Here is a 24,505-nt window from a genome sequence, read left to right as displayed (position 1 = left end):
TTTTATAATAATCGCTTTAGACTGATTTCATCATCCTCAGAGAGCAACAAAACATGTCGATAGCGGATCAGTCATTAGCAAAAAGAGTGCAGGGCGTTAGCCAACAGGCGATTGATGAAGGGCGTATCGTTGGCAGCGTGGTGCTGGTCGCTCGGCACGGTCGCGTGATTTACGCCAATGCCAGCGGCTATGCCGATCGTGAACAGAAGAAGCCTATGGTGCGTGAGACCCAATTTCGGCTGTCGTCGGTGTCCAAGCCTTATATTACGCTGGCGGCCATGCGTATGATCGAACAGCAGAAGCTGGGGCTGGATGATACCGTCAGCCGTTGGTTGCCGTGGTTTACCCCGGTGCTGGCCGATGGGGTTCGCCCGCCAATTAAAATCCGTCACTTGTTGAGCCACACTGCCGGCCTGGATTATCGTTTGAGCCAACCTGCGGAAGGACCGTATCATCGACTCGGTATTAAAGACGGTATGGAACTGTCGTCGTTAACGCTGGAACAGAATCTGCGCCTGTTGGCGCAGGCGGATCTGTTGGCCGAGCCGGGCAGCGAGTTTCGATATTCACTGGCAATCGATGTGCTGGGGGCGGTGCTGGAACAGGTGGCGGGCGAGCCCTTGCCGCAGGTGTTCAACCATTGGGTTGCCCAACCTTTGGGGTTGCGTAATACCGGTTTTTACACCACCGATGTCGATAATCTGGCAACGGCGTATCACGACACCGCCGCGGAGCCGGAACCTATACGAGATGGCATGTTGCTGACCCTGCCGGAAGGGTTCGGCTTCGAGATTGAACTGGCACCCTCGCGCGCACTGGACGCTCAGGCCTATCCTTCTGGCGGCGCTGGCATGGTTGGCGATGCAGACGACGTGTTGCAGTTGGTGGAAACCTTGCGCACTGGCAAGGAAGGCATTTTACAGCCGGCCACCGCAGCGCTGATGCGTCAACCACATGTCGGGTCGCACGCTGAGACTCAGGGGCCCGGCTGGGGGTTTGGTTTCGGCGGTGCGGTACTGGAGGACGCGCAGTTGGCGGCGACACCTCAGCATAATGGCACTTTGCAGTGGGGCGGTGTCTATGGCCACAGTTGGTTTTACGATCCGCAAGCGGCGCTCAGCGTGGTGGCATTGACCAATACGGCGTTTGAAGGCATGAGTGGATGTTATCCACTGCAAATCCGAGATGCTGTTTACGGGTAGTCGAGCTTCTTTGCAGAGTGGATACATCTGCCCAAAGGCGAACCAAAAAAGGGGATCGGTAAACCGAACCCCTGGGTACATTATTGTTTATTATGTTTGCGAGCTATCACTTCTGGTAACTCACGGAGTTCAGTATTTTATCAAACGCTTGCAGGGACATTTTTTTTCCGTTGAACTCGATTTGGTTGTCAGCGTAGTTAATATGGACGCCGATCACCTCGTCCTTCAGGGTGGTTAGTTTTAACATATCCTGCGAGGCCAATAGCTCTTGCATCTGTCGCTGCGCTATTTTCTGTGCATTTTTGACGTCGCCGCCTGGCTGCCACGAGGTTTGAAAAAATGTTTCAGTCGCCATTGCCACCGGAATGCTTAGGTTTAAGTCGAATCTTTTTACCGTACGGGTCATCAACTGCTCCATCGATGTTGCCGGCGAATCGGCTTGCCCCGCAACGTTCAGATCCAAGTTAAGGGTTAGGGTACTTTCACCTTTGCTGTTTTTCCAGCTCAGTGGTGCAATGCTGATTGACGTACCCTTCAACAGCAGTGGCAGGAGACCCTCAGTCTGCTGTTGACTGGCGACTGTCTCTGCAATTTGAGCCTGCCCCTGTACTAACTTGGCCATTACCAGTTGGTTGTAACGGTCGGCGAACTCTTTCAGTGATTTGGCATCCAATTTGTCGATGTTGAACGACAGCTTACCGGAACCGAAGTCAACGTTTTGGATTTTCAGCGCATTAATGGCGAAATCGACCCGGCCATTAAGATTACTATCTTTTTCATCTAACAGGGTCGCCAGCTTGATGCCTTCCAGTAACAGGGTGTCTTTATCTTCAACGGCAATCTTAATCTGTTTCAACACTAAGTTCTGATTACCCAGGTCGAGGTCGAACGGCCCGGTTTGGGTCTGGCTCTTCAGGGATATGCCCAGCAACTGAATTTCTTTGGTCTGCCCAAGTTGGTTCGGACCACGGATTATGACGCTGCCACTGTTGGCATCCAGGTTGATTGTTTCCATGTCATGGGACACATCGGCCTTAATGGCCGCACCGCCGAATTTCAGCGCCGACTTGTCTTTTTGGTAATCCAGCGGGATCACGTCAATGGTGGAGGTGGTGTCGCCACCATAAGAGATGCGTGATTCTGCGGTAAACAGCGACTTGCCCTTGGTGATATCAAACAGGCCTTTGGTCGCTGCGGTGTTTTCGAGCTCGGTGTGCACCGATGCCATGCTTGGCAGCAGGTTGAATTTCTTCAACTGGGCAAACGGGAACGGGCCATGGTCGATGATTTCCTGGAACGCCACTTCGTCACCCGGCTTCAGCGGAGCATCGTCGGTAGTGACGCTGCCGTCGGCGCGCAGCACATAGCGAATTTTACTGCTGAAAATACCGCGCTGGTAATTTTCATAACCGAGTTTAACGCGGAATTTAGGCAGATGAGATTTTAATAAGCTGTTGGCATTATCAACCAATGCACTCATCCGCTGTTCGATCAGTTTGCCGGTGTACCAGGAGGCTCCGGTCCATGCTGCGCCAAGAACCACAATAATACTTAACGCAACAAGTGATTTTTTCATGGTTTATTCATCCTTAAATTAAATTGAGCCATCTGTTCCAAACAGATTAATAGGCAAGTTGGGGCCAACAAATAATGCCCGCAACCGTTTAATTGTGTGCTTAGTCCACTTTTTCAGCAATCAATTTTCGTGGGGCTAGTGAGGGGAAACATCAACAGATGATAAACAACCGCGATTTAATAAGTGCGGCTTAACCGTCAATACGTGGGTTAATTGCTGAACAGCATGCACTGAAGGTTGCAATTGCCCGCGGTAGTATATTTGACGAGTGCAGCGCGAAAAATAAAAGTAATGAATCGAGGTAAGTATGGGGAAATAAAAAGGGGCTCGGCAAGCCGAACCCCTGGGTGTAAATTTGCGTTTATTGTGCCGGTGCGCTGTCTTCCGCCGGGGCGCCAAACTGGCCAAACATACCGATGAATTCCTGCAGCGACATTTTGTTGCCGTTCAGATCAACCTGGTTATCGGCGTAGTGAAAGCGACTGCCGATCACACCCTCTTTCAGGGTGGTCAGTTTAAATATTTGGCCGATTTCCGCCAGTCCATTTATCTGTAGTTCCGCCACTTTCTGCGACTCTTCGGCACTGTAGCCTTGCAGTAATGTCAACCGCGCCGCGGTTTCCGTCGCCATTGCCAGCGGAATGCTTAGGTTCAAGTCGAAGCTTTTTACCGTGCGGGTAATCAACTTCTCCCTCGATATTGCCGGCGAGCTGGCCTGCGCCGGATCGGTTAGATCCAGATTCAGACTCAGCGTAAAGGTGCTTTCACCCTTGCTGTTTTTCCAGCTAAACGGTGCAATGCTGATGGACGGATTGCCCTTCCGCAGCAGCGGCAGGTTTTGCAGCAGGATATCGGTTTTCTGTTGTTGATAAGCAATCGGATCCATAGTTTGCACCTGTTGCGACATGGCCACCGCCTGCTGGTTGTAATGGTCGGCGAACTCTCTCAATGATTTGGCATCCAGTTTATCGATGTTCAACGACAGCTTGCCGGAACCGAAGTCGACGCTTTGGATCTTCAGCGCATTAATGGCGAAATCGACCCGGCCATTAAGATTACTATCTTTTTCATCTAACAGGGTGGCCAGCTTGATGCCTTCCAGCAACAGGGTGTCTTTACCGTCATCAGCAACCTTAATCTGTTTCAACATCAGGTTTAGGTTGCCCAAGCTGAGATCGAACTGACCGGCATATTTCTGGCTCTTCAGGGATACACCCAGTAACTGAATCTCTTTGGTCTGCCCAAGTTTGTTCGGGATACGGAGTAATATGTTGCTACTGTTGATGTCCAGGGTAATGGCTTTCATGTCGCGGGATACGTCGGCCTTAATGGCCGCTCCGCCGAATTTCAGCGCCGACTTGTCTTTTTGGTAATCCAGCGGGATCACGTCAATGGTGGAGAAGGTATCGCCACTGTAAGAAATACGGGATTCTGCGGTGAACAGCGACTTGCCTTTGGTGATATCAAACAGATCATTGGTCGCCGGGGTGTTTTCGAGCTCGGTGTGCACCGATGCCATGCTTGGCAGCAGGTTGAATTTCTTCAACTGGGCAAACGGGAAGGGACCATGATCGATGGTTTCCTGGAATACCACTTCGTCACCCGCTTTCGGCGCTGCGTCGTCGGGTCGGAGTACATAACGAATTTTACTGCTGAAAATACCGCGCTGGTAATTTTCATAATCCAGTTTAATACTGGCTTTCGGTAGATGCGATTTTAATAATCTGTTGGCATTATCAACCACTGCAACCATCTGCTGTTCGATCAGTTTGCCGGTGTACCAGGAGGCTCCGGTCCATGCCGCGCCAATAACCACAACAGTACTTAACGCGACTAACGATTTTTTCATGGTTTTATTCATCCTTAAATTAAATTGAGCCATCTGTTCCAAACAGATAAATAGGCAAGTTGAGGCCAACAACGAATGCCTGCAACCGTTTAATTATGTGTGTAACTCACTCTTTTAGCAATCAATATACACATGCTTTGTGAGGGAAATTTCAAAAGAAGAAAAATAACCGTATTTAACCAGTACAGCTTAACTGATAATGAATTAATTGCTGAACAGCATGCACCGAAGGTTGCTATTGCCAACGGTGGTGATATTTGACGAGTGAAGCGCGACAGATAAAAGTAATGAATCGAGGTAATTATGGGGGAAATAAAAAGGGGCTCGGCAAGCCGAACCCCTGGGTGTAAATTTGCGTTTATTGTGCGGGTGCGCTGTCTTCCGCCGGGGCGCCCAACAGGCCGAACATACCGATGAATTCCTGCAGCGACATTTTGTTGCCGTTCAGATCAACCTGGTTATCAGCGTAGTGGAAGCTACTGCCGATCACACCCTCTTTCAGGGTGGTCAGTTTGAACATCTGGCCCATGGCTGCTAACCCTTGCACCTGTTGTTCCGCCAGTTTTTGCGACTCTTCGGCACTGTAGCCTTGCAGTAAGGCCGTTTGCGAAGTGGTTTCCGTCGCCATCGCCACCGGAATACTCAGGTTGGCGTCGATCTTTTTCACCGAGCGAGCAATCAACTGGTCCGGAGATTCTGCCGGGGAGCCGGCCTGCGCTGGATCGGTCAGATCCAGATTCAGCGTAAAGGTGCTTTCACCCTTGCTGTTTTTCCAGCTCAGTGGCGCGATGCTGATGGACGGATTGCCCTTCAACAACAGCGGCAGGTTCTGCAGCAGGATGTCGGTGGTCTGCTGTTGGTAAGCCACCGGATCCATAGTTTGCGCCTGTTGCAGCATGGCCATCGCCTGCTGGTTGTACCGGTCGGCGAACTCTTTCAGTGATTTGGCATCCAGTTTGTCGATTTTCAGCAACAGCTTGCCGGAGCCGAAGTGGCTGTTCTGCACCTTCAGCGAATCGATGGTGTAATCAATTTGACCGTTCAGGTTGCTGTCTTTTTCGCCAAATTGGCTCGCCAGCTTAAAGCCGTCCAACAACAGGGTGTCTTTACCGTCAACGGCAACCTTAATCTGTTTCAACACCAGGTTCTGATTACCCAGGCTGAGATCGAACTGCCCGGCATGGGTCTGGCTCTTCAGTGATACACCCAGCAACTGAACCTGCTCGGTCTGACCAAACTGGTTCGGGCCGCTGATCACCGCGCTGTCGCTGTTGGCGTCCAGGGTGATGGCTTTCATGTCGCGTGACACATCGGCATTAATGGTCGAACCGCCGAATTTCAGCGCCGACTTGTCTTTTTGATAATCCAGCGGGATCACGTCAATGGCGGAGGAGGTGTCGCCACTGTAGGAAATACGCGACTCCGCGGTAAACAGCGACTTGCCCTTGGTGATATCAAACAGGCCTTTGGTCGCTGCGGTGTTTTCCAGTTCGGTATGCACCGATGCCATGCTTGGCAGCAGGTTGAATTTTTTCAATTGAGCAAACGGGAACGGACCATGGTCGATGGTTTCCTGGAACGCCACTTCGTCACCCGGCTTCAGCGGAGCGTCGTCGGTAGTGACGCTGCCGTCGGCACGCAGCACATAGCGAATTTTACTGCTGAAAATACCGCGTTGGTAATTCTCATAACCCAGTTTAACGCCGGCTTTCGGCAGGTAGGCTTTCAGCTGGCTGTTGGCGTTCTCAACCACTTCACCCATCCGTTGTTCGATCAGTTTGCCGGTGTACCAGGAAGCCCCGGTCCATGCCGCGCCAAGAACCACAATGACGCTAACAGCGACTAACGATTTTTTCATAGTTCTGTTCATCCTTATTGAGCCATCTGTCTCTCGCAGATGGATGGGCAAATTTGGGCCAACAAAAAAACGCCCGCAGGCGTTTAATTGTGAAGGTAAGCTACTCTTTCAGCAACTAATTTGCGGAAATTTACCGAGTGTTTACGCCAACAGATTATAAACACGCGCGATTCGACCGGTGCCGCTAACGCTGACCGGCGATTCGAAAGCGCCGATAAAGCAGGAATCACCGGGCTTAAGCACCAGTTGCTGATCCTGTTTACTCAGTACCGCTTCACCCTCAACGCAGAAAACAATTGCCGCGCTATCTTGCGCCAATGCCTGTGGAGCGGCGGAAAGATCGTGCAGCGAGAAGGCGAAGTCCTCTACCGGGATCGGGAAGAACAGTTCGTCACCGCGCTTTTGCGGCTGGGTCAGCAGCCCTGAGGCTGGTTGCGGGTGGAACTGCAGGTTGGCCAGCAGTTCCGGGATATCGATGAATTTTGGCGTCAGACCGGCGCGCAGCACGTTGTCCGAGTTGGCCATCACTTCCAGCGCCACGCCTTTCAGGTAAGCGTGTGGCGTTTCGGCATACAGGAACATCGCTTCGCCAGGTTGCAACTGCACCACGTTCAGCAGCAGCGGCGAGAACAGGCCGCTGTCATCCGGATAGAAACCGGCAATGAAGCGCACCGTGTCCCAGGTTTCCCCCTGTTGGTTATTCAACGCGGCTTTCAACACCCCCAGCGCCAGCGATTTCTGCTCGCCGCTCATCGCCAGCAGGCTGGCAAACAGAGCGGACAGATGGCTGACATCCGGTTGCTGCAGGAAGACAGCGATATCGTGGTGTGCACCGGCGATCGGCTGCAGCAGGGAAACAATGTCGGACAGTTCGCGGAAGCCATTCATCGCCAGGAAAGGCGTCAGGGCAAATACAAGTTCCGGCTTATGATTGGGATCCTTGTAATTACGCTCGGCAGCATCCAACGGAATGCCGGCCGCGTTCTCTTTGGCGAAGCCCGCTACGGCGGCGGATTTGCTTGGATGCACCTGAATCGACAACGGCTGATCGGCGCACAGCACTTTGAACAAGAACGGCAGCTCGCCGAAACGACGTGCGACTTCGGCACCCAGCTGCTTAGGCTGATCTTCATCAATAACATCGCGCAGCGAGCGCAAATTACCGTCGGTACCGGCTACGCGAGAGCTGCTCTTCGGGTGAGCCCCCATCCACAGTTCCGCCATCGGCAGTCCTTGTGGGTTGGCAATGCCATACAGCTGGGTTAACGCGTCGTGGCTGCCCCATGCATAGTTTTGCACTGCGTTGGTCATTTTTTGCATTTTGATAAACGTCCTTTGCATTCGCCGCCAGGTGACGGTAATTGGCTGACTGTAAAACAAACAAATTTTGTGCGTCTTATCCTACACCCGAAAGAGGGTGACAAAATGGTGCGCGATCAAACAAGTGGCGCAGTGGTCGGCGGTATAAGGTATTCGCGCCGGGCCGCAGCTCAGGGTGGGTAAAGTATAACGAGATAACGACCTCTGTCACCCTCCAGATATCATTGAACATTGGCCTGAACGGCTTAAAAAACGCCATTTTCGTTTGTGGGCAAGTTGACGGTGGCAATAACAAAATTTCAGACGGCGTGAGCGCAAAAATAAATGTTATTTTTGGCTTTATTTGTTCGTTATATTTCAAGCTGTGTTTTTTGACGCAAATTATTACCTGCTGAATATCTCTATCACCATAATGACTCCGTTTAAATTGCCAACCACACAAATGGCTTAAATTAACCTGTAGCACCGCTATACAGTGCAGGCCAATAAAATGATTCTCCGATTATTCCTAACGCCGAGGCGCTAATGAAAAAAATTTTGCTGGTTCTGCTGATGTGTACTTCCGGTGCCAATGCGACCGTGGTGGTGACCCATGCTTACGGCTACGGTGTCCGCCCGGTTGTCGTCGCACCTCGCCCGGTGGTAGTCGTACCGCGCCCGGTGGTTGTTGCGCCGGCTCCGGTGGTGGTGACAACGGCGCCCGTAGTAACTACAGCACCGGTCGCCCACCCGGTTGCCGCCGCGGCCGGTGCGGTGGGAGTGGGCGTTTACCGCCATAATGAACGCCAGGATGCCTACGATGAAATCAACCATCTGCAGGACCAAAGAATTAATGCTTATAATCAACATCACCATTAATTCCTTCGTCAGAAATTAATAAAGAGAGCGCCAGACGGCGCTTTTTCTATTGTCGATATTCAATTGGCCGATGAAAACGGCAAGGACGTGTTGCCAGAAAATAAAACCCGCACAATAACCATGACAATGGAGGAAAAATGCTGTGAGGCAACTCTCTTAATGCGAATAGTTATTATGTCACTATACTGGATGGGTGTGCCCGCGGCCTTTCGAGCGCTGGCGTAATCGTACATTTTTAGGAATTGTACTAAGGAGATAGTGATGGCAGCCGTTCGTATTGAAAAAGACTCTATGGGACCCATCGAAGTGCCGGCCGACCGGCTATGGGGCGCACAAACGCAGCGTTCCCTGGAGCACTTCCGCATTTCTTCCGAAAAGATGCCGACCGCGTTGATTCATGCGCTGGCATTGACCAAACGCGCCGCTGCCAGCGTGAACATGGACCTGGGGCTGCTGCCTGCGGAGCGGGCCAACGCCATTATCAGCGCCGCCGATGAAGTGCTGGCGGACCAGCATACGAACGAGTTCCCGCTGTCTATCTGGCAAACCGGCTCCGGCACCCAGACCAACATGAATATGAATGAAGTGCTGGCCAACCGCGCCAGTGAACTGTTGGGTGGCGTGCGTGGGGAAGAGCGCCGAGTCCATCCGAACGACGACGTTAACAAGAGCCAAAGCTCCAACGATGTGTTTCCGACGGCGATGCACGTGGCGGCGGTGATCGCCGTGCGCGAACACCTGATCCCCGAGCTGAAAGTGCTGCATAAAACGCTGAGCGACAAAGCGGAAGCCTATCGCGATATCGTCAAAATTGGCCGCACCCATTTACAGGATGCCACGCCGCTGACCTTGGGGCAGGAGATTTCCGGCTGGGCGGCGATGTTGGCGCACAACCTGCAGCATATTGAAGCCAGCATTCCACATATTTGCGAACTGGCGCTGGGAGGCACCGCTGTTGGCACCGGCTTGAATACTCATCCGGAATACGCGGTTCGCGTAGCCAAGGCCCTGGCTGATCTGACCCGGCAGCCGTTTGTCACCGCCCCTAACAAATTTGAAGCGCTGGCTACCTGCGATGCACTGGTGCACGGCCACGGCGCGTTGAAAGGGCTGGCGGCTTCGCTGATGAAAATTGCCAATGACGTGCGCTGGCTATCTTCCGGCCCACGTTGCGGCATTGGCGAGATCGCGATCCCCGAAAACGAGCCGGGCAGCTCCATTATGCCGGGCAAGGTCAACCCGACCCAGTGTGAAGCGATGACCATGCTGTGTGCTCAGGTGCTGGGTAATGATGTGGCGGTCAATATTGGCGGCGCCTCCGGTAACTTTGAGCTAAACGTGTTCCGGCCTATGGTGATCCACAACTATCTGCAGTCGATCCGCCTGCTGGCTGACGGCATGCAGGGCTTTAATGAGCATTGTGCTGTGGGCATTGAACCTAATCGCGATCGCATCAGCCAGTTGCTGAATGAGTCGCTGATGCTGGTTACCGCGCTGAACACGCATATCGGCTATGACAAGGCGGCCGAAATTGCCAAGAAAGCGCATAAGGAAGGCCTGACGCTGAAAGCCTCCGCGCTGAAGCTGGGCTACCTGACCGAAGAGCAGTTCGACCTGTGGGTACGTCCGGAAGACATGGTTGGCAGTATGAAGAAGTAATTGATTGCTCGGCTTGTAAAAGGCTTACTGAGGTAAGCCTTTTTTATGGAGAAAATGCATGTCACGCACCGAGCGTCTACTCGAGCTGATGCAAATCTTGCGACGGCATCGCTACCCGGTTGCCGGCCACGCATTGGCGCAGGAAATGAATATCAGCATGCGCACGCTGTATCGCGATATTGCCACCTTGCAGCAGCAGGGAGCCGAGATTGTTGGGGAGGCGGGCGTGGGATATGTACTGCGGCCGGGGTTTATGCTGCCGCCGATGATGTTCTCACAGCAGGAAATTGAAGCACTGGTGTTGGGCATGCGCTGGGTAGGCCGCCGGGGCGACAGTCAGTTAGCCGAAGCGGCCAAGAATGCCCTGGTAAAAATTGCCGACGTGCTGCCTGCAGCATTACGCGACGAGCTAGAGGCCAGCACGTTGTTGATTGGCCCCTTGGATTTGATCAAGGTGGCGGACGAAACCCTGGTGTTGATCCGCGAAGTCATTCGCCAGGAACGCAAGCTCGAGGTGCATTACTGCGATAACGACGGCAATGAAAGCGAGCGTATCCTCTGGCCTTTTGCCCTCGGTTATTTTGAGCAGGCGAGGATGCTGGTGGCCTGGTGCGAACTGCGTCAGTCATTCCGCCATTTTCGTCTCGATCGTATCCGGTTGGCTACGCCGCTGGCGCAACGCTATCCACGAGGACGCCGCCTGCTGATGAAAGAGTGGCATCAATCGCAGGGCATCCCTACGCAGTAATCCCACACTGCTGCCAAAAACTGTCAGTAGGGGCGCTTAGTCTTAAGGTCTCGGGAGCCAGCCGGTTCCCTCACCCAAAGGTTAATGCGATGACAACCCCAAATATGACCCTTCTCTATGTCGATAACCCAGAAAAAAGCGCCATCTTCTACCGTCATTTACTGGGGCAGGAGCCGGTGGAGCTTTCGCCCACTTTTGCGCTGTTTGTGTTGAGTAACGGCCTCAAATTGGCGATGTGGTCGAAGCATACTGTGCAACCTGGCGCGACGGTGACCGGTGGCGGTGGGGAACTCGGTTTTCTGTGCGAATTGCCGCAGCAGGTGGATGCGCTTTATCAGCAGTGGCGCGATCGGGGGCTGAATATCATTCAGCCGCCGGTGACGCTGGACTTCGGTCATAGCTTCGTCGCCACCGATCCTGACGGCCACCGTCTGCGGGTTTACAGCCTCAGCGAGTAGGGGCGTCGGTATACAGGTGGAGCCGTTTTATCAGCAACCTCAACGGCTTGGCGTCCGGCTTATATTTATGTTTGACCGTCGCCGCGTCGTAATTGAGCAACTCGCCAATCTTCGGCACCTGGGCGCCATGTTCCACCTGGCATAGCGCAATCAGCGGCAGCGGGCAGGGGTGCTGTACCTGCTTTTGCTGCGGCTGATACCATACCCGGGCAATGGGTTGTACTTTCACTGGCCGCTTGATTTTTAGGGCCGCCTGCTGGGGCAGGCGACTGACATCATCGATTTCACGGCTGACCAGTTCTGCCCACTGTTCACGGTTATGTGGCGGTACCGCTCGGCCGGCTTTCAGGCTTTTTTCCAGTTGCGCCAGAATATCGTCGCGCTTTACGTTCTTGATAATATGCTTGTTGGCCCAACCGAAACGCACCGAGTCCGGATCCGTCACAACGGTCAAACTACGGTAGGCGCTAAGAGTAATCAGGCCGTGCAGATGAGTATGAACGAAGTCAAAGCGTTGCTCCGGCGCCAGGCCGGAATCGACGGTAATAATCTGTTCTAGCTCGGCTTTCAGCCGGTTTATCAGGCCAATTTGCGTCTGGATCTGCAGGTATTCCGGCTGCTCTACCGCCAGGCAAATAACGCCGGGCAGGCGTACCGCAGCCTTGCTGCTGACGTTGTGTTTATTGTGATGGATAAATAACCGCTGATAATGCTCCAGCGCCAGGTCGCGTGCGGCCTGGCCGACATGCTGCTCGACGGCAATCTGTTCTACCGTCGCATGCTCTTTGCCTTTCTCGATTTCCGGCAGGCTGAACACCCTGCCGGCTAACAAACGTAACGGTAAGACCTGCTGGTGGAGGGCTGTCAGCGCCTGTTCCAGTTGGTTAAAACAACCATTCATCCTGCCAATTAAATCGTATTTATCCATCTGGCACCTCTCATTTTAGTTACAACATACATTAAGGTAACAACAAACGGAAGGGCAGCATCGGCTAAGGTGAAGAATGAGACACCGAGTGGTCCAGGCTAACCAGAGGGGTTAAGGCCCCCCGCACCCGTGGGTACAGGGGGGAGGGTTAAACGCGTGCCGCTTCCGGCAGTTTTTTCAGGTAATGCACGACCAGCAGGGCGAGTAGCAACATGACGCTGATAAATGCCACGACGCCATTCCAACCGAAGCTGTGCCAGAAAACACCGCCGAGGGTCCCGGCGACGCTGGAGCCAACGTAATAGCAGAATAAATACAGCGAGGATGCTTGTCCTTTGGCACGGCGGGCGCGACGTCCGATCCAACTGCTGGCAACCGAATGGGCGGCAAAGAAACCGGCGGTGAACAGCATCATGCCGATAAAAATCACCGCGACCGGGGCCAGGGCAGTAATCAGTATCCCGATCAGCATAATCAGGGTCGAAGCCAATAACACTGGCCCGCGTCCGAAGCGAGACGTCATGGCACCGGCCTTCGGCGAACTGTATGAACCGGTCAGATAGACCACCGACAACAGGCCGACAATCGCCTGGCTCAGGTGGTAAGGATCAGCCAGCAGGCGGTAACCAATATAGTTGAACATGGTGACAAAGCTGCCCATCAGCAGAAAGCCTTCGGCAAACAGCAGCGGCAGGCCTTTATCGTGCCAGTGCAGACGGAAGTTGATCAGCAGGGTACGTGGGCGCAACGAACTGGCGCGAAAATGTTTTGAAGCGGGCAAAATACGCCAGAACATGCAGGCGGCGGCCAGAGCGAATAGCCCGATCACCGCCAGTGACACACGCCAGGAGAAGAAGTCGGTCAGCACCCCGGTGACCAATCGGCCGCTCATGCCGCCGATGGAATTCCCGCTGATATACAGCCCCATGGAAAAAGCGACAAAACTGGGGTGGATCTCTTCGCTCAAATAGGTCATGCCAACGGCGGCGACTCCGCTCAGGGAAAGCCCGATCAGCGCACGCATTAGCAGAATGCCTTGCCAACTGGTCATAAAGGCGCAAATCAGGGTACAAATTGCCGCCAGCAGCAGCGCCACAACCATCACCGGTTTACGGCCGATGGCGTCAGACAGCGGGCCGGTAAACATCAGGCCCAGGGCCAGCAATCCGGTAGACACCGACAGCGACAGGCTGCTTTCCGCCGGGGATATGCCAAAGTCTTGCGACAAAACCGGCAGAATCGGTTGCACGCAATACAGCAAGGCGAAGGTAGCCAGCCCGGCGGAAAACAGCGCCAGGGTCACGCGCATAAACTGCGGCGTACCGCGCTCGATGTAGGGAAGTTTGTTAAGAGTGGAACGTTGGGTTTTTGGCGCAGCAGCCGCGTCGTCGTTAGCGGCCAGCGTCGACGGCATACCGGCCGCAGAACGCACAGGGGTTGTCACAGTCTTTCCTTACACAGCACTTGATGAGTTAACAAAATGATAGGGAGAGGGCAGTTTTTTGTCTAATATATTAATAATTAAAATTAAGATGTTTAAAGTATGAATATTGAGTTGAGGCATCTGCGTTATTTTATCGCCGTGGCGGAAGAGTTGCATTTTGGCCGTGCAGCGGAGCGGCTGCGTATTTCACAACCGCCGCTCAGCCAACAAATCCAGGCGCTGGAGGAAATGGTTGGCGCTCGCCTTTTGGCGCGGAATAACCGCAATGTCAGCCTGACTCAGGCGGGGGAGATGTTCCTGAAAGAAGCCTATCAGGTGCTCGATCAGGTCAGTCGTGCGGCGGAAAAGGCAGCGCGATTGGAACGCGGCGAACTTGGCGAACTGACCATTGGTTTCACCTCTTCGGCACCTTTTATCAGCGTAGTGTCGCGCAGCCTGCGGGCTTTCCGTCAGCAACACCCGCAGGTGCACATCAAGATGCGAGAAGTGAACACCAAGCAGCAGATCGAACCCTTGCTCAATGGCGAGCTCGATCTGGGCGTGATGCGTAACACCCGCTTGCCGGACGTGTTGAAACATCAACTTTTACTGTGCGAGCCCCTGGTGGCAGTGGTGCCTGAAGGGCATCCGTTAACCCAGGTGGCTTCCGGTACCTTGCGTTTCCAGCATCTGGCGGAAGAACCCTTTGTGTTTTTCTCGCGTGAGGTGGGAACCGCGTTGCATGACGAAATTTTGTCGCTGCTGGCCAAGGCGGGGATCACGCCCTATATCACTCAGGAAGTTGGCGAGGCGATGACCATCATTGGCCTGGTGTCTTCTGGCCTGGGTATCTCTATACTTCCGGCGTCTTTCGCCCGGGTCAAAATCGACGGAGTACAATATTTGCCGCTGGCGGAGCCGGAGGCGATGACTGAAGTGTGGCTGGTGCACCATCGTCAACGGCCGTTGACGGCGGCAGCAAAATCCTTGATGGCGTTACTGTTGCCCTGACGGAGCAACTGGGTAAATAAAACACAATCCGTAGCGAAAGCAGGGTGAATTTGTGCAGCAAATCACATAACGAATCAAATAGTTGACGCTGTATTCCAAAAGCCCCACCATAGCCGATAGTCTTTATTTAGAAGCGCGAAAAATAGTAGGAGCAGGTTTGTGATTGCTGTTGGGCAGCCTGGGCATATTGATCAAATCAAGCAAACAAATGCAGGGGCAGTTTATCGGTTAATCGATCAACTGGGCCCAATTTCGCGCATCGAACTGTCAAAGCGAGCACAGCTGGCGCCCGCCAGCATCACCAAAATCGTGCGGGAGCTGTTGGAAGCCCATCTGGTTAAAGAAACCGAATATCAGGAAGTAGGCAGCCGCGGCCGCCCGGCGGTGGGTCTGGTGCTGGACACCGAAGCTTGGCATTACCTTTCTGCCCGCATCAGCCGTGGCACCATCACGCTGGCGCTGCGTGATATCAGCAGCAAGCTGGTAGTTGAGGAAATCCTCCCCCTGGCCGCCGAACACCCCGATCCGCTGCTGAAACGCATTCTGACCGAAGTCGATCAGTTCTTTATCCGCCATCAAAGCAAACTGGAGCGGTTGACGGCCATTGCCATTACCTTACCGGGGATGGTGGATGCGATTTCCGGCGTGGTGCATCGCATGCCGTTTTACGACGTGGAAGATATGCCCTTGGGGCCGGCGTTGGAAACGCGCACCGGTCTGCCGGTGTATCTGCAGCACGACATCAGCGCCTGGACCATGGCCGAAGCCTTATACGGCGCTTCACGCGGCAGTCAAAACGTCATTCAGGTAGTGATCGATCATAACGTCGGCGCCGGCGTCATCACCGGTGGTCGGGTGCTGCATGCCGGTAGCCGCAGCGTGGTAGAGATTGGCCATACCCAGGTCGACCCTTACGGCAAACGCTGTTACTGCGGTAACCACGGCTGCCTGGAAACCGTAGCCAGTATCGAGAATATGTTGGAAATCGCCCGCACGCGGCTCGGGACCTCGATGAGCTCCAGCCTGCACGGCATGCCGCTGACGGTCGAATCACTGTGTGATGCGGCGCTGGCAGGCGACCAACTGGCCAAAGATATCATTCTTGGCGTGGGCCACAGCGTAGGCCGTATCCTGGCTATCATGGTCAACCTGTTCAATCCGGAAAAAATCCTGGTCGGCTCCCCGCTAAACCGCGCGGCGGAAATTCTGCACCCGGCCATTGCCTCCTGCATTCGTCAGCAATCTCTGCCGGCTTACAGCGAGCATATTAAGGTGGAGTCCACCCAGTTCTTCAACAAAGGCACCATGCCCGGTGCGGCTTTGGTGAAAGAAGCGTTGTACAACGGTTCGCTATTGGTTCAGTTGCTGCAAGGCTAACACCAATCAGGAATACTTATCGTTTAACGCCAAAATGTTGCGCTACCTCAAGCCCGTGCCTGTCGGCATCCTCTAGACTTTTCCCCGTTCTACTCTTTCGCCGTAAACCCGGCGATATTTTGGTTAACGGTGTATCTCGGGGCAATTAAGTCATGTTAACGCGTTTATTTGTAACAGGAACGGATACCGATGTCGGTAAAACCGTGGTTTCTCGCGCTTTGTTGCAGGCCTTTGCCGCACAGGGCCGCTCAGTGGCCGGCTACAAGCCGGTTGCTGCACGCTGTCAGGAAACCAGTGAAGGCCTTCGCAATAAAGACGCTTTGGTTCTGCAGGCCTCTTCAACTCTGCCGCTGTCATATCAGGAAATTAATCCCATCACCTGTCTGGAAGAAGTGTTTCACGCGCAACCTACCGACGATATCAACTATGGTGTGATGAGCAGCGGACTGCAGCATCTATCCGCCAAGGCCGATACCGTGGTGGTCGAGGGCAGTGGCGGCTGGCGCGTGCTGATGAACGACATGCGGCCTTATGCCGAATGGGTGGTGCAGGAGCAGCTGCCGGTAGTTTTAGTGGTGGGGATTAAATTGGGCTGTGTCAGCCATGCGTTGTTAACGGCTCAGTCGATCATTAATGACGGCTTACCTTTGCTGGGCTGGGTGGCTAACCGCATTAACCCGGGGCTGGCGCACTATGCCGAAACCATCGACGCGTTGCAGCAGCGCATTCCTGCGCCGTTGCTGGGTGAAATTCCTTATCTGCCGCGGGCTGAGCAGCGTGAATTGGCACATTACCTGGATATCTCACCGCTGCTGAACCGCTAGGCGTTGTGATAGACCGACACCGAGCGCAAACCGCGTGAAACGGTAGTGGCGATCACGCAGGCCAGCAAAATGCCCGGCAGCAGGGTGTATTCACCGGTCATTTCGAACACCATCAACGCAGCCATGATCGGCGCGTGGGTGGTTGCGGCCAGCAGCGTGGCCATACCGGTCAGCGCCATCAGCAGCGGCACCGCGCTGCCCAGTTCCGGCCAGGTGGCGCACAGTTGCCCAACCACCGAACCCAGGGCGGCCCCGACAAACAGCGTTGGCGTGAATACGCCGCCGGGCGCTCCGGAACCGCTGCTGGCGAGCACCGCCAACAGTTTACAAATCAGAATGGCGCCAACCAGCAATACGCCGGGCGGCGCACTGAGCAGTGACTGCACCACGCTGTAGCCATTGCCCCACACCTCAGGAAACAGCAGCGAAAGCAACCCCACGATCAACCCGCCGAGCGCCAATTGCAAAGGGGGCTTCAGGCGCAGCGAACGGAAAGCATGGCCGGTGGCCTGCATCGCCCATAAAAATAGCGGGCCGCAAATGCCGGCCAATACGCCCAGTAGCGCCATCAGCAGATATTGCACCGGCCAGGGGGCGGGCAGAGGCTCAACCAGATACAGCGGCGCCTGGCCACCGTTAAGCAAGTTGGTCATCAGCAGTGCGCAAACGGCGGCAATCACCACCGGGCCCAGCGAGGCCAGCATCAGTGTGCCAAACAGGATTTCCGCAATAAACAGGCTGCCTGCCAACGGGGCGTGGTAAGCGCTGGCCATCCCGGCAGCCGCGGCGCAGGCGACCCACAGTTTCCATTCTTTCTCGTGGGTGAAGCGTTGAGCAAACACGGAACCTACCAGCGCGGCCAGCAGGATCATCGCACCTTCGCGACCGATGGCGCTGCCGCTGGAGACCACCAGCAGCGAAGCAAGGCATTTCACCAGACTGGCACTGACGTCCAGCCGCCCGTCGCCGGTTTCGATCGCTTCCATATAATCGGTTGGCGCTATCTGTCGTTGATGTTGATAGCGCTGGTAAACCCACAGCAGCGTGCCCGCCGCCAGGCCGCCTAACGCTGGGGTCAGCGCCCTTCGCCAGGCCGGTAACGCGGAGGCGGCAGCGACAAGACTGCCGCTCTCATGGTCGAGCAATAGCCATTCCAGGCCCAGCATCGCACGGTGAAACAGCCAAACCACCAACGCGGCGGCGATACCAAGAAAGATGGCAATAAACAGGCGGCGCAGCAGGGCGCGATAGTGATGCAGGTGGACCCATCGTTTCATGCGTCAGTAAAATCAGGAGAAAAATGAAAGGTTCAGCGGAGTATTGTGCTTGCCGTGTCAGCCGAAGGCCAGTGAATCTTTGCAGAATTGGCGGAGGGTTCATGGTTTAGCGGGATGGCAGGGATTTACCCTGATTTTTGTGACGATGTCACTTGAAGTTCAAATGGTGCGTTTTTCGCCAGCGAAAACAGCTAACTAGACAGCGGTAACGGCAGCGACTCGTCGGGCTGATATAATGGGATGAAAATGAGAATCCAAGGTTTGTAATCACGCTATGACAAATAACGAAGCCCCAGCGCCACTCCCTCATCGTCCGTTGATCCTGATTGCCTGCATGTTGGCGATGTTTATGTCAGCCATTGAGGCGACGATTGTCGCCACGGCGATGCCCACAATTATCGGCGATCTGGGCGGGTTTTCTCTGCTGGGCTGGGTGTTTGCGGTGTATTTATTGGCGCAGGCCATTACCATTCCGATTTATGGCCGGCTGGCGGACTTCCTCGGGCGCAAACGGGTATTTTTCTTTGGGGCCACGCTGTTTTTGCTGGGTTCGGTACTTTGCGGTTTCTCACCCAATATGTACTGGCTGATCGGTTTTCGGCTGCTGCAGGGCCTGGGGGCCGGGGCGATTATGCCGATAGCCACCACCATCATCGGCGATGTTTACAGCGCCACCGAACGGCCGAAGGTAATGGGTTATCTGTCCAGCGTCTGGGGTGTTTCGGCGATCGTTGGCCCGCTGCTGGGCGCATTTATCGTCCAACATCTGCCTTGGGCGTTGGTGTTCTGGGTTAATTTACCCATTGGCCTGTTGGCGATGTTTTTCCTTGGCCGCTATTTGCCTTCTCACCAACAGCTACGTAAGCATGCGTTGGATCTGGCAGGCACGGCTTGGCTGACGCTGTTTGTTTCGGCGCTGTTGTTATCGCTGCTGCAGGCCGAAAACCTCGGGTGGTGGGTGCTGCCGCTGTTAGGGGTAGCGGCCGTTGCGCTGATGTTGTTGGTTCGACAGGAGCGCCGTGCGCCGGAGCCATTGTTCCCACTGGCGCTGTGGCAAAGCCGGGTGATTGTGGCCGGCAATATTGGCGGACTGGTGATTGGTGCGGCGATGATGGGGATTAGCGCTTTCCTGCCGACCTTTATTCAGGGCGTGATGGGCGGGACACCGCTGGAAGCCGGTACCACGCTGGCGCTGATGTCGATTGGTTGGCCGCTGGCCAGCACCTTCAGCGGGCGGCTGATGCTGATGACGTCCTACCGTACGACGGCGCTGCTGGGCGCGCTGTTGCTGGTGGCCGGTGGGCTGATCTTATTGCTGATGCAACCGAGCGGTGGTTTGCTGTGGGGCAGAGTGGCCGCCTTTATGATCGGTGCCGGTATGGGGCTGTGCAACACCACGTTTTTGGTTTCGGTGCAGAACGCCGCGCACCACAGCATCCGTGGCATCGCCACTGCTTGCACGGTGTTTACCCGCATGATGGGCTCGGCGATCGGTACCGCGATTTTGGGGGCCACACTGAACATTAACCTTCAGGTGCGTCTGCCGCAAACGACCGATCCGGTCCAACAGTTGATGGAGCCGGCTACGCGTGGCGCAATGGGGTCGGAAATGCTGGCAGAGATGACGCAGCAGGTTGCCGCCTCACTGCATTGGGTATTTTTGGTCTCCGCTATCATTTCACTGTTGGCATTGGCGGCTGCGATGTTGATCCCCGCCCGGCATCGGCCGCAGGGTGAGGGAGAAGAGGCGGAACAAGCCTAAAGGAAAGGGCGCTGATAGCGCCCTGGATCAGAATTACTGTGCGGTTTTGGTATCTTGACTGGTGCCGGTCTGGGCCGCATCACCGCTGTCGTCGCCGTTGCTCAGGCGAGTATATACAATCTTTTGGGTGTCGTTCTCGCAGTGGCCAACCACCAGCCCGCCGGCCTGTTGGGCCTGATCGTTAGGCACGATATCCAGCTTGAAGCCGGATTCCGGCACGCCGTTGTTGATAATTTTCTGCGAAATGTCCGCCTTCACGCTCTCGCACGAGGCCAGGGCGGCCAGGGGGGCTGCGGCCATCAGCACTGCACCCAAGATAAGCGCTTTTTTCATCAATTCGTCCTTTTTGAGAATGGGCTTCCTTAGTCAGAATAGCAGCAACGGCGGCGGAGAGTAACGGCCGCCGCGTGCTGCCGCAAGATTAAGGATTAATCTGACGACCGGTCTGACGATCCAGACACTTGCGAGTATTGGGTTCCCAATATGCATTAACGTTCAGGCTGTCGTTGCAGCGGTCTTCGTTATCAATCGCCTTGTCTACCTTGTCGAACTCTTTCTCCACGCGGGTGTTGACCTTATGGCGCAGAGATTTGGTGTCGTTGAACTGTTCTTTGCTCTGACGAGCCGCTTCGGTACTCATGGCGCCGCTGTTACTGCCGTCGACGGTCACGCAGGTGCTGCCCTGAGTGCAACTGGCGGCCAGTGCCGGTGCCTGCCAGGCGCCCATCAGCATCAGCATGGCGACCGGCAGCATCCCGCGCAGCAGTCGTTGAGTAGAAAGTGTTTTCATCGTTTCATCCTTATGAGTTAGTGTTGCCTTATAGCGGCAGCACTGGCTTTAACGCGCCCTCGGGCGTGCTGATAAATATACCATCCTGCTCTTGGAGTGCACCAATTAAGCGCCACATCGTTTACTTTACAGAGAGAAAGCTTTCCCCATGTTAAAGACCACCCTGTTATTTTTCGCCACCGCGCTGGCAGAGATCGTCGGCTGTTTCTTACCTTATCTGTGGTTGAAAAAGGGCGCCAGCGCCTGGCTGCTGCTGCCGGCGGCGGCCAGCCTGATGCTGTTTGTTTGGTTATTGACGCTGCATCCTGCAGCCAGCGGGCGTGTATATGCGGCGTATGGCGGAGTCTACGTTGCGACGGCACTGTTGTGGCTGCGGGTGGTTGATGGGGTGAAACTGTCGGCGTTGGACTGGCTGGGCGCCGGGGTGGCGTTGGCGGGGATGCTGATTATTGTTTCGGGCTGGCGAGCGGCCTGACAAGCGGCGGCAGGGGCTGGCCCTGCCGCATAAAATCACGCTTCGCGGTGGATATTCAATCCGGCAAAGGATTGGCTGACCGGCATGATCTCCAGCGAGTTGATGTTAACGTGGGCCGGCAGAGTCGCCACCCAGAACACCGACTCGGCAATATCTTCCGGCGTCAACGCATTGGCGCCGTCGTAGACCTTATCCACCTTGCCGTCATCGCCTTTGAAGCGCACGTTAGAGAATTCCGTTCCGCCCACCAGGCCTGGCTCAATGTCGGTTACGCGGATGCGGGTGCCGTGCAGGTCGGCGCGCAGGCCGAGGCTGAATTGCTTGACGAAGGCCTTGGTCGCGCCGTAGACGTTACCGCCGGCATAGGGCCAGTTGGCAGCAACGGAGCCGATATTGATCACATGGCCGACGTTGCGTTCAACCATTGCCGGCAGCAGGGCGCGGGTCATGTTCACCAGGCCTTTGGCATTGGTGTCGATCATGGTTTCCCAATCATCGGCGTTGGCCTTGTGCGCAGGCTCCAAACCTAACGCCAGACCGGCGTTGTTCACCAGCACGTCAATCTGGCGCAGTGCCGCAGGCAGCTCATCAATCACCTGCTGAATTGCCGCGCGATTACGTACGTCCAGACGGACGATATGCAGCGCCTCGCCCAATTCGTCTTTCAACTCTTCCAGACGTTCAATACGGCGGCCGGAGGCGATTACCTGATGGCCTTCGCGGATAAAACGTCGTGTGATGGACTCACCAAACCCTGAGGTGGCGCCCGTGACAAAAATGATCATGCTACTGTTCCTCAACTGTTTTTAACCACATGCTAATAGCATTAGCATAATCCCGGTTTAAGTGGCAGTGGTTATCGGCGTCGACATAAAAAAACCGCCATCGCTGCTGCCAGACGGGCGGTTTTTTGGTCAGAGGGTTATACAAGCCGGGCAGAAAGTGCCCGTTCTGCAATGCAGCTACAGCTGAGGCGGTACGTGGTACACCACGCAGTCATATTTGGTATTTTCGCGTCGGCCTGCCACTACGCCGCCCAGAGATTCGGCGATGCGTCGGCTGGGGGTGTTTTGTTCTGCCACCGGATAGATAAAGTGACGCGGCCGGTAGCGCTCGCTGGCCCACACCGCCATGGCATGAACGATTTCGCGGCCGTAGCCGTTACCGTGCAGGCTCTCTTTTACCCAGATACCCAGCTCCGGGGTGGTGTTGTGCAAGTCATGCAGGCCGCCCATGCCGACAAACTCTTTGCTGTCGCGCAGGCGAGCGACGAAAATCAGCTCCTCACCTTCACGGATCAGCGGCAGCCAGGTTTGCCAAACGTTGGCGAAGGCCTCCGGCGACTCTTCAGGCTCAAAATTCATAAAGCGCGTCAGTGTAGGGGTAATCGCCTGGTAAACATCGTCGGCATCTGCTGCGGTAAAAGGGGCAATCAACAACCGGTCGGTGTTCACGCGGCACTGAGAAAGGTCACTGTGGATCATTATTATTACCTCGCTTTTCAGGCCAAAACGGCAAAAAATCCGCACCGGTGAAACGGGGCGGATCATCGATATTACGTTGATTGGCGACAGATGCGACTTATTTCTGCAATCGCTGAGGCGAGAGCGGCAAAGGTTCGGCCGCCGGTTTTCGCTGGCGTACCTCACTGCCGGCGTTCGGATCCAGGGTAAAGCTGTCAATCACCGCCAGCAGCGCGATAACGCCGATGACCACAAACGCCAGTTGGAAATCGACCAATGGAATGCGCGCTGTGGACTGCGGCATCAGCATTTCCGCCAGGCGCAGTGCCAACGCGCCGATGGCGATACCCAGCCCGCTGCCCATTTGCTGCGAGACATTAAACAACGTATTGGCGCCGTTCATTTGCGGCTGCGGCACTTCGGAAAACGCTAACGTGTTGAGCGCAGTGAACTGCATGGAGCGCGTCAGTCCACTGACGAACAGCAGCCCCAAAATCAGCCAGGTCGGCGTCTGCGGCGTCAACAACGCGCAGGCGAAAATGGTAGCGGCATTGAGCAAACCGTTCACCACCAGCGTAGTACGGAAACGAAAACGGTACAGCACCGCCGAGGTAAAGGGCTTCATCACCAGGTTGCCGGCGAACACCGCCAGCACCAACAGCCCGGCATCGAAGGCGTTAAGGCCAAACCCAATCTGGAACAATAGCGGCAGCAAGAAGGGCACGGCACCGATGGCGATACGGAACAGCGTACCGCCCCAAATCGTGACGGCGTAACTTTTTATCCGCATCGCCCACAGGTTGATTAAAGGATGTGCCGTACGCTTGGCATGGCGAACCGCCAGTGCACCCAGTGCCAGGCTGCCAAAAATGCACAACGCGGGTACCAGCCAGGACAATTGCGGATGGTTGATCAGATCCAAACCGAACATCAGGCCGAAGCAGGCAATGCCGGTCAGCACGAAGCCGAGTGCGTCAAAGGGAACGCCTTTCTGCGGCGCTTCCTGAGGAATCAGTCGCCAGGCCAGCCACAGTGCGGCGATGCCCAGCGGCACGTTCAGAATAAAAATCCAGTGCCACGAGGCGTAAGTGGTAATAAATCCCCCGACCGGCGGACCGAGGATCGGGGCCACCAGGCCCGGCCAGGTAATGGTGGCGATGGCTTTGATTAAATCGGGTTTGGCGGTATTGCGCAGCACCACCAGGCGCCCGACCGGCACCATCAACGCTCCGCCGAAGCCCTGCAGAATTCGGGCAGCAGTAAACGTCGGCAGGTTAACGCTGGCGGCACAGAGCACCGATGCCAGGGTAAAAATCAGCACTGCCGCCGCGAAGATATTGCGCGCGCCAAAGCGGTTGGCAATCCAGCCGCTGGCAGGAATAAATACCGTCAGCGTCAGAATATAGGCCGAAATACCGATGTTCATGTCCACCGGTCGCACGCCGAAAGCCGCCGCCATCTGCGGCATGGCGGTGACGATCACTGTCCCGTCGAGGTTTTCCATAAAAAAAGCACCCGCCACCAGCAGTGGCAGCGCAGTGGCGCGTGAAAAGAAACTCATGGCAAAGCACGCCGGACGAAGCGCGGACAGGATGCGGACATGACAGAAACCCCGTTTCAAAAATGTTAACGCCGGAAGAGTTTTTG

Annotated in this window: 22 protein-coding genes; 10 read left to right on the top strand and 12 right to left on the bottom strand. The window is 55.2% G+C overall.

Annotated elements, in window-relative coordinates; translation table 11 throughout:
- Window positions 1-53 precede the first annotated feature (53 nt).
- Entirely contained in the window at window positions 54-1,202 is a 1,149-nt protein-coding gene (locus NR114_RS06410) for a serine hydrolase (RefSeq protein WP_256813772.1), read from the top strand.
- A gap of 106 nt (window positions 1,203-1,308) precedes the next feature.
- Here the strand turns inward: NR114_RS06410 and NR114_RS06405 are convergent, their stop codons facing one another.
- From NR114_RS06405 to manA, 4 genes are all read right to left on the bottom strand, one after another.
- Entirely contained in the window at window positions 1,309-2,778 is a 1,470-nt protein-coding gene (locus NR114_RS06405) for a YdgA family protein (RefSeq protein ID WP_256813771.1), read from the bottom strand.
- 361 nt (window positions 2,779-3,139) lie between these two features.
- Window positions 3,140-4,627 (bottom strand): YdgA family protein, encoded by a 1,488-nt coding sequence (locus NR114_RS06400; RefSeq protein ID WP_256813770.1) that lies wholly within the window; start codon window positions 4,625-4,627, stop codon window positions 3,140-3,142.
- Window positions 4,628-4,985: 358 nt separating this feature from the next.
- The gene (locus NR114_RS06395; RefSeq protein ID WP_256813769.1) at window positions 4,986-6,485 is read right to left on the bottom strand and encodes a YdgA family protein; all 1,500 of its coding nucleotides are present in this window, start codon (window positions 6,483-6,485) and stop codon (window positions 4,986-4,988) included.
- Between the two features lie 141 nt (window positions 6,486-6,626).
- Window positions 6,627-7,805: a mannose-6-phosphate isomerase gene (gene manA / locus NR114_RS06390; RefSeq protein ID WP_256813768.1), complete on the bottom strand. Its 1,179-nt coding sequence runs from the start codon at window positions 7,803-7,805 to the stop codon at window positions 6,627-6,629.
- A gap of 525 nt (window positions 7,806-8,330) precedes the next feature.
- On the opposite strand from manA, the gene NR114_RS06385 reads away from it, so the two are divergent.
- From NR114_RS06385 to NR114_RS06370, 4 genes are all read left to right on the top strand, one after another.
- Window positions 8,331-8,663 carry a hypothetical protein gene (locus tag NR114_RS06385; protein WP_256813767.1) on the top strand — a complete coding sequence of 111 codons (333 nt, stop codon included), beginning with the start codon at window positions 8,331-8,333 and terminating at the stop codon, window positions 8,661-8,663.
- Between the two features lie 261 nt (window positions 8,664-8,924).
- Complete coding sequence (gene fumC, locus NR114_RS06380) at window positions 8,925-10,322, top strand: class II fumarate hydratase (protein WP_116690548.1); 1,398 nt, start codon at window positions 8,925-8,927, stop codon at window positions 10,320-10,322.
- Window positions 10,323-10,380: 58 nt separating this feature from the next.
- Window positions 10,381-11,070 (top strand): YafY family protein, encoded by a 690-nt coding sequence (locus NR114_RS06375; RefSeq protein WP_020826752.1) that lies wholly within the window; start codon window positions 10,381-10,383, stop codon window positions 11,068-11,070.
- 89 nt (window positions 11,071-11,159) lie between these two features.
- The gene (locus NR114_RS06370; RefSeq protein WP_048759109.1) at window positions 11,160-11,528 is read left to right on the top strand and encodes a VOC family protein; all 369 of its coding nucleotides are present in this window, start codon (window positions 11,160-11,162) and stop codon (window positions 11,526-11,528) included.
- Here the strand turns inward: NR114_RS06370 and tus are convergent.
- Window positions 11,518-12,456, bottom strand: a complete 939-nt coding sequence (gene tus / locus NR114_RS06365; RefSeq protein ID WP_122079212.1) for a DNA replication terminus site-binding protein — start codon at window positions 12,454-12,456, stop codon at window positions 11,518-11,520. The genes NR114_RS06370 and tus overlap by 11 nt on opposite strands.
- A gap of 148 nt (window positions 12,457-12,604) precedes the next feature.
- Window positions 12,605-13,870: an MFS transporter gene (locus NR114_RS06360; protein WP_170868547.1), complete on the bottom strand. Its 1,266-nt coding sequence runs from the start codon at window positions 13,868-13,870 to the stop codon at window positions 12,605-12,607.
- A 129-nt stretch (window positions 13,871-13,999) separates the two neighbouring features.
- On the opposite strand from NR114_RS06360, the gene NR114_RS06355 reads away from it, so the two are divergent.
- The 3 genes from NR114_RS06355 to bioD all read left to right on the top strand — a co-directional run bounded on the left by NR114_RS06355 (window position 14,000) and on the right by bioD (window position 17,091).
- Window positions 14,000-14,890, top strand: coding sequence for a LysR family transcriptional regulator (locus NR114_RS06355; protein WP_046373645.1), 891 nt, complete (start codon window positions 14,000-14,002; stop codon window positions 14,888-14,890).
- A gap of 159 nt (window positions 14,891-15,049) precedes the next feature.
- Window positions 15,050-16,267 (top strand): ROK family transcriptional regulator, encoded by a 1,218-nt coding sequence (locus NR114_RS06350; RefSeq protein ID WP_020826757.1) that lies wholly within the window; start codon window positions 15,050-15,052, stop codon window positions 16,265-16,267.
- 152 nt (window positions 16,268-16,419) lie between these two features.
- On the top strand, window positions 16,420-17,091 hold the full coding sequence (gene bioD / locus NR114_RS06345) for a dethiobiotin synthase (RefSeq protein ID WP_020826758.1): 672 nt from the start codon (window positions 16,420-16,422) through the stop codon (window positions 17,089-17,091).
- On the opposite strand, the gene clcB is transcribed toward bioD, so the two are convergent.
- Window positions 17,088-18,368: a voltage-gated ClC-type chloride channel ClcB gene (gene clcB / locus NR114_RS06340; protein ID WP_046373643.1), complete on the bottom strand. Its 1,281-nt coding sequence runs from the start codon at window positions 18,366-18,368 to the stop codon at window positions 17,088-17,090. The two genes, bioD and clcB, sit on opposite strands and share 4 nt — an antisense overlap.
- Before the next feature lie 274 nt (window positions 18,369-18,642).
- On the opposite strand from clcB, the gene NR114_RS06335 reads away from it, so the two are divergent.
- A complete protein-coding gene (locus NR114_RS06335) occupies window positions 18,643-20,130 on the top strand; it encodes an MDR family MFS transporter (protein WP_122079218.1) in 1,488 nt (495 codons plus the stop codon).
- Between the two features lie 33 nt (window positions 20,131-20,163).
- Here the strand turns inward: NR114_RS06335 and NR114_RS06330 are convergent, their stop codons facing one another.
- Entirely contained in the window at window positions 20,164-20,463 is a 300-nt protein-coding gene (locus NR114_RS06330) for a DUF1161 domain-containing protein (RefSeq protein WP_020826761.1), read from the bottom strand.
- 88 nt (window positions 20,464-20,551) lie between these two features.
- The gene (locus NR114_RS06325) at window positions 20,552-20,920 is read right to left on the bottom strand and encodes a DUF1283 family protein (protein ID WP_020826762.1); all 369 of its coding nucleotides are present in this window, start codon (window positions 20,918-20,920) and stop codon (window positions 20,552-20,554) included.
- A 148-nt stretch (window positions 20,921-21,068) separates the two neighbouring features.
- Between NR114_RS06325 and NR114_RS06320 the strand changes: the two genes are divergently transcribed.
- Window positions 21,069-21,395, top strand: a complete 327-nt coding sequence (locus NR114_RS06320) for a YnfA family protein (RefSeq protein ID WP_020826763.1) — start codon at window positions 21,069-21,071, stop codon at window positions 21,393-21,395.
- A gap of 35 nt (window positions 21,396-21,430) precedes the next feature.
- On the opposite strand, the gene ydfG is transcribed toward NR114_RS06320, so the two are convergent.
- From ydfG to NR114_RS06305, 3 genes are all read right to left on the bottom strand, one after another.
- Window positions 21,431-22,180, bottom strand: coding sequence for a bifunctional NADP-dependent 3-hydroxy acid dehydrogenase/3-hydroxypropionate dehydrogenase YdfG (gene ydfG, locus NR114_RS06315; RefSeq protein WP_044550842.1), 750 nt, complete (start codon window positions 22,178-22,180; stop codon window positions 21,431-21,433).
- A 177-nt stretch (window positions 22,181-22,357) separates the two neighbouring features.
- Window positions 22,358-22,879, bottom strand: a complete 522-nt coding sequence (locus NR114_RS06310; RefSeq protein ID WP_041414537.1) for a GNAT family N-acetyltransferase — start codon at window positions 22,877-22,879, stop codon at window positions 22,358-22,360.
- Window positions 22,880-22,976: 97 nt separating this feature from the next.
- Window positions 22,977-24,419: an MFS transporter gene (locus NR114_RS06305; protein WP_020826766.1), complete on the bottom strand. Its 1,443-nt coding sequence runs from the start codon at window positions 24,417-24,419 to the stop codon at window positions 22,977-22,979.
- Window positions 24,420-24,505 lie beyond the last annotated feature (86 nt).

The sequence above is a fragment of the Serratia sp. Ser99 genome, from assembly GCF_024519545.1.
Taxonomy (GTDB): Bacteria; Pseudomonadota; Gammaproteobacteria; order Enterobacterales; family Enterobacteriaceae; genus Serratia; species Serratia liquefaciens.
The sequence above is the reverse complement of the archived record's forward strand: the minus strand, read 5'-3'. Positions and strand labels throughout refer to the sequence as shown.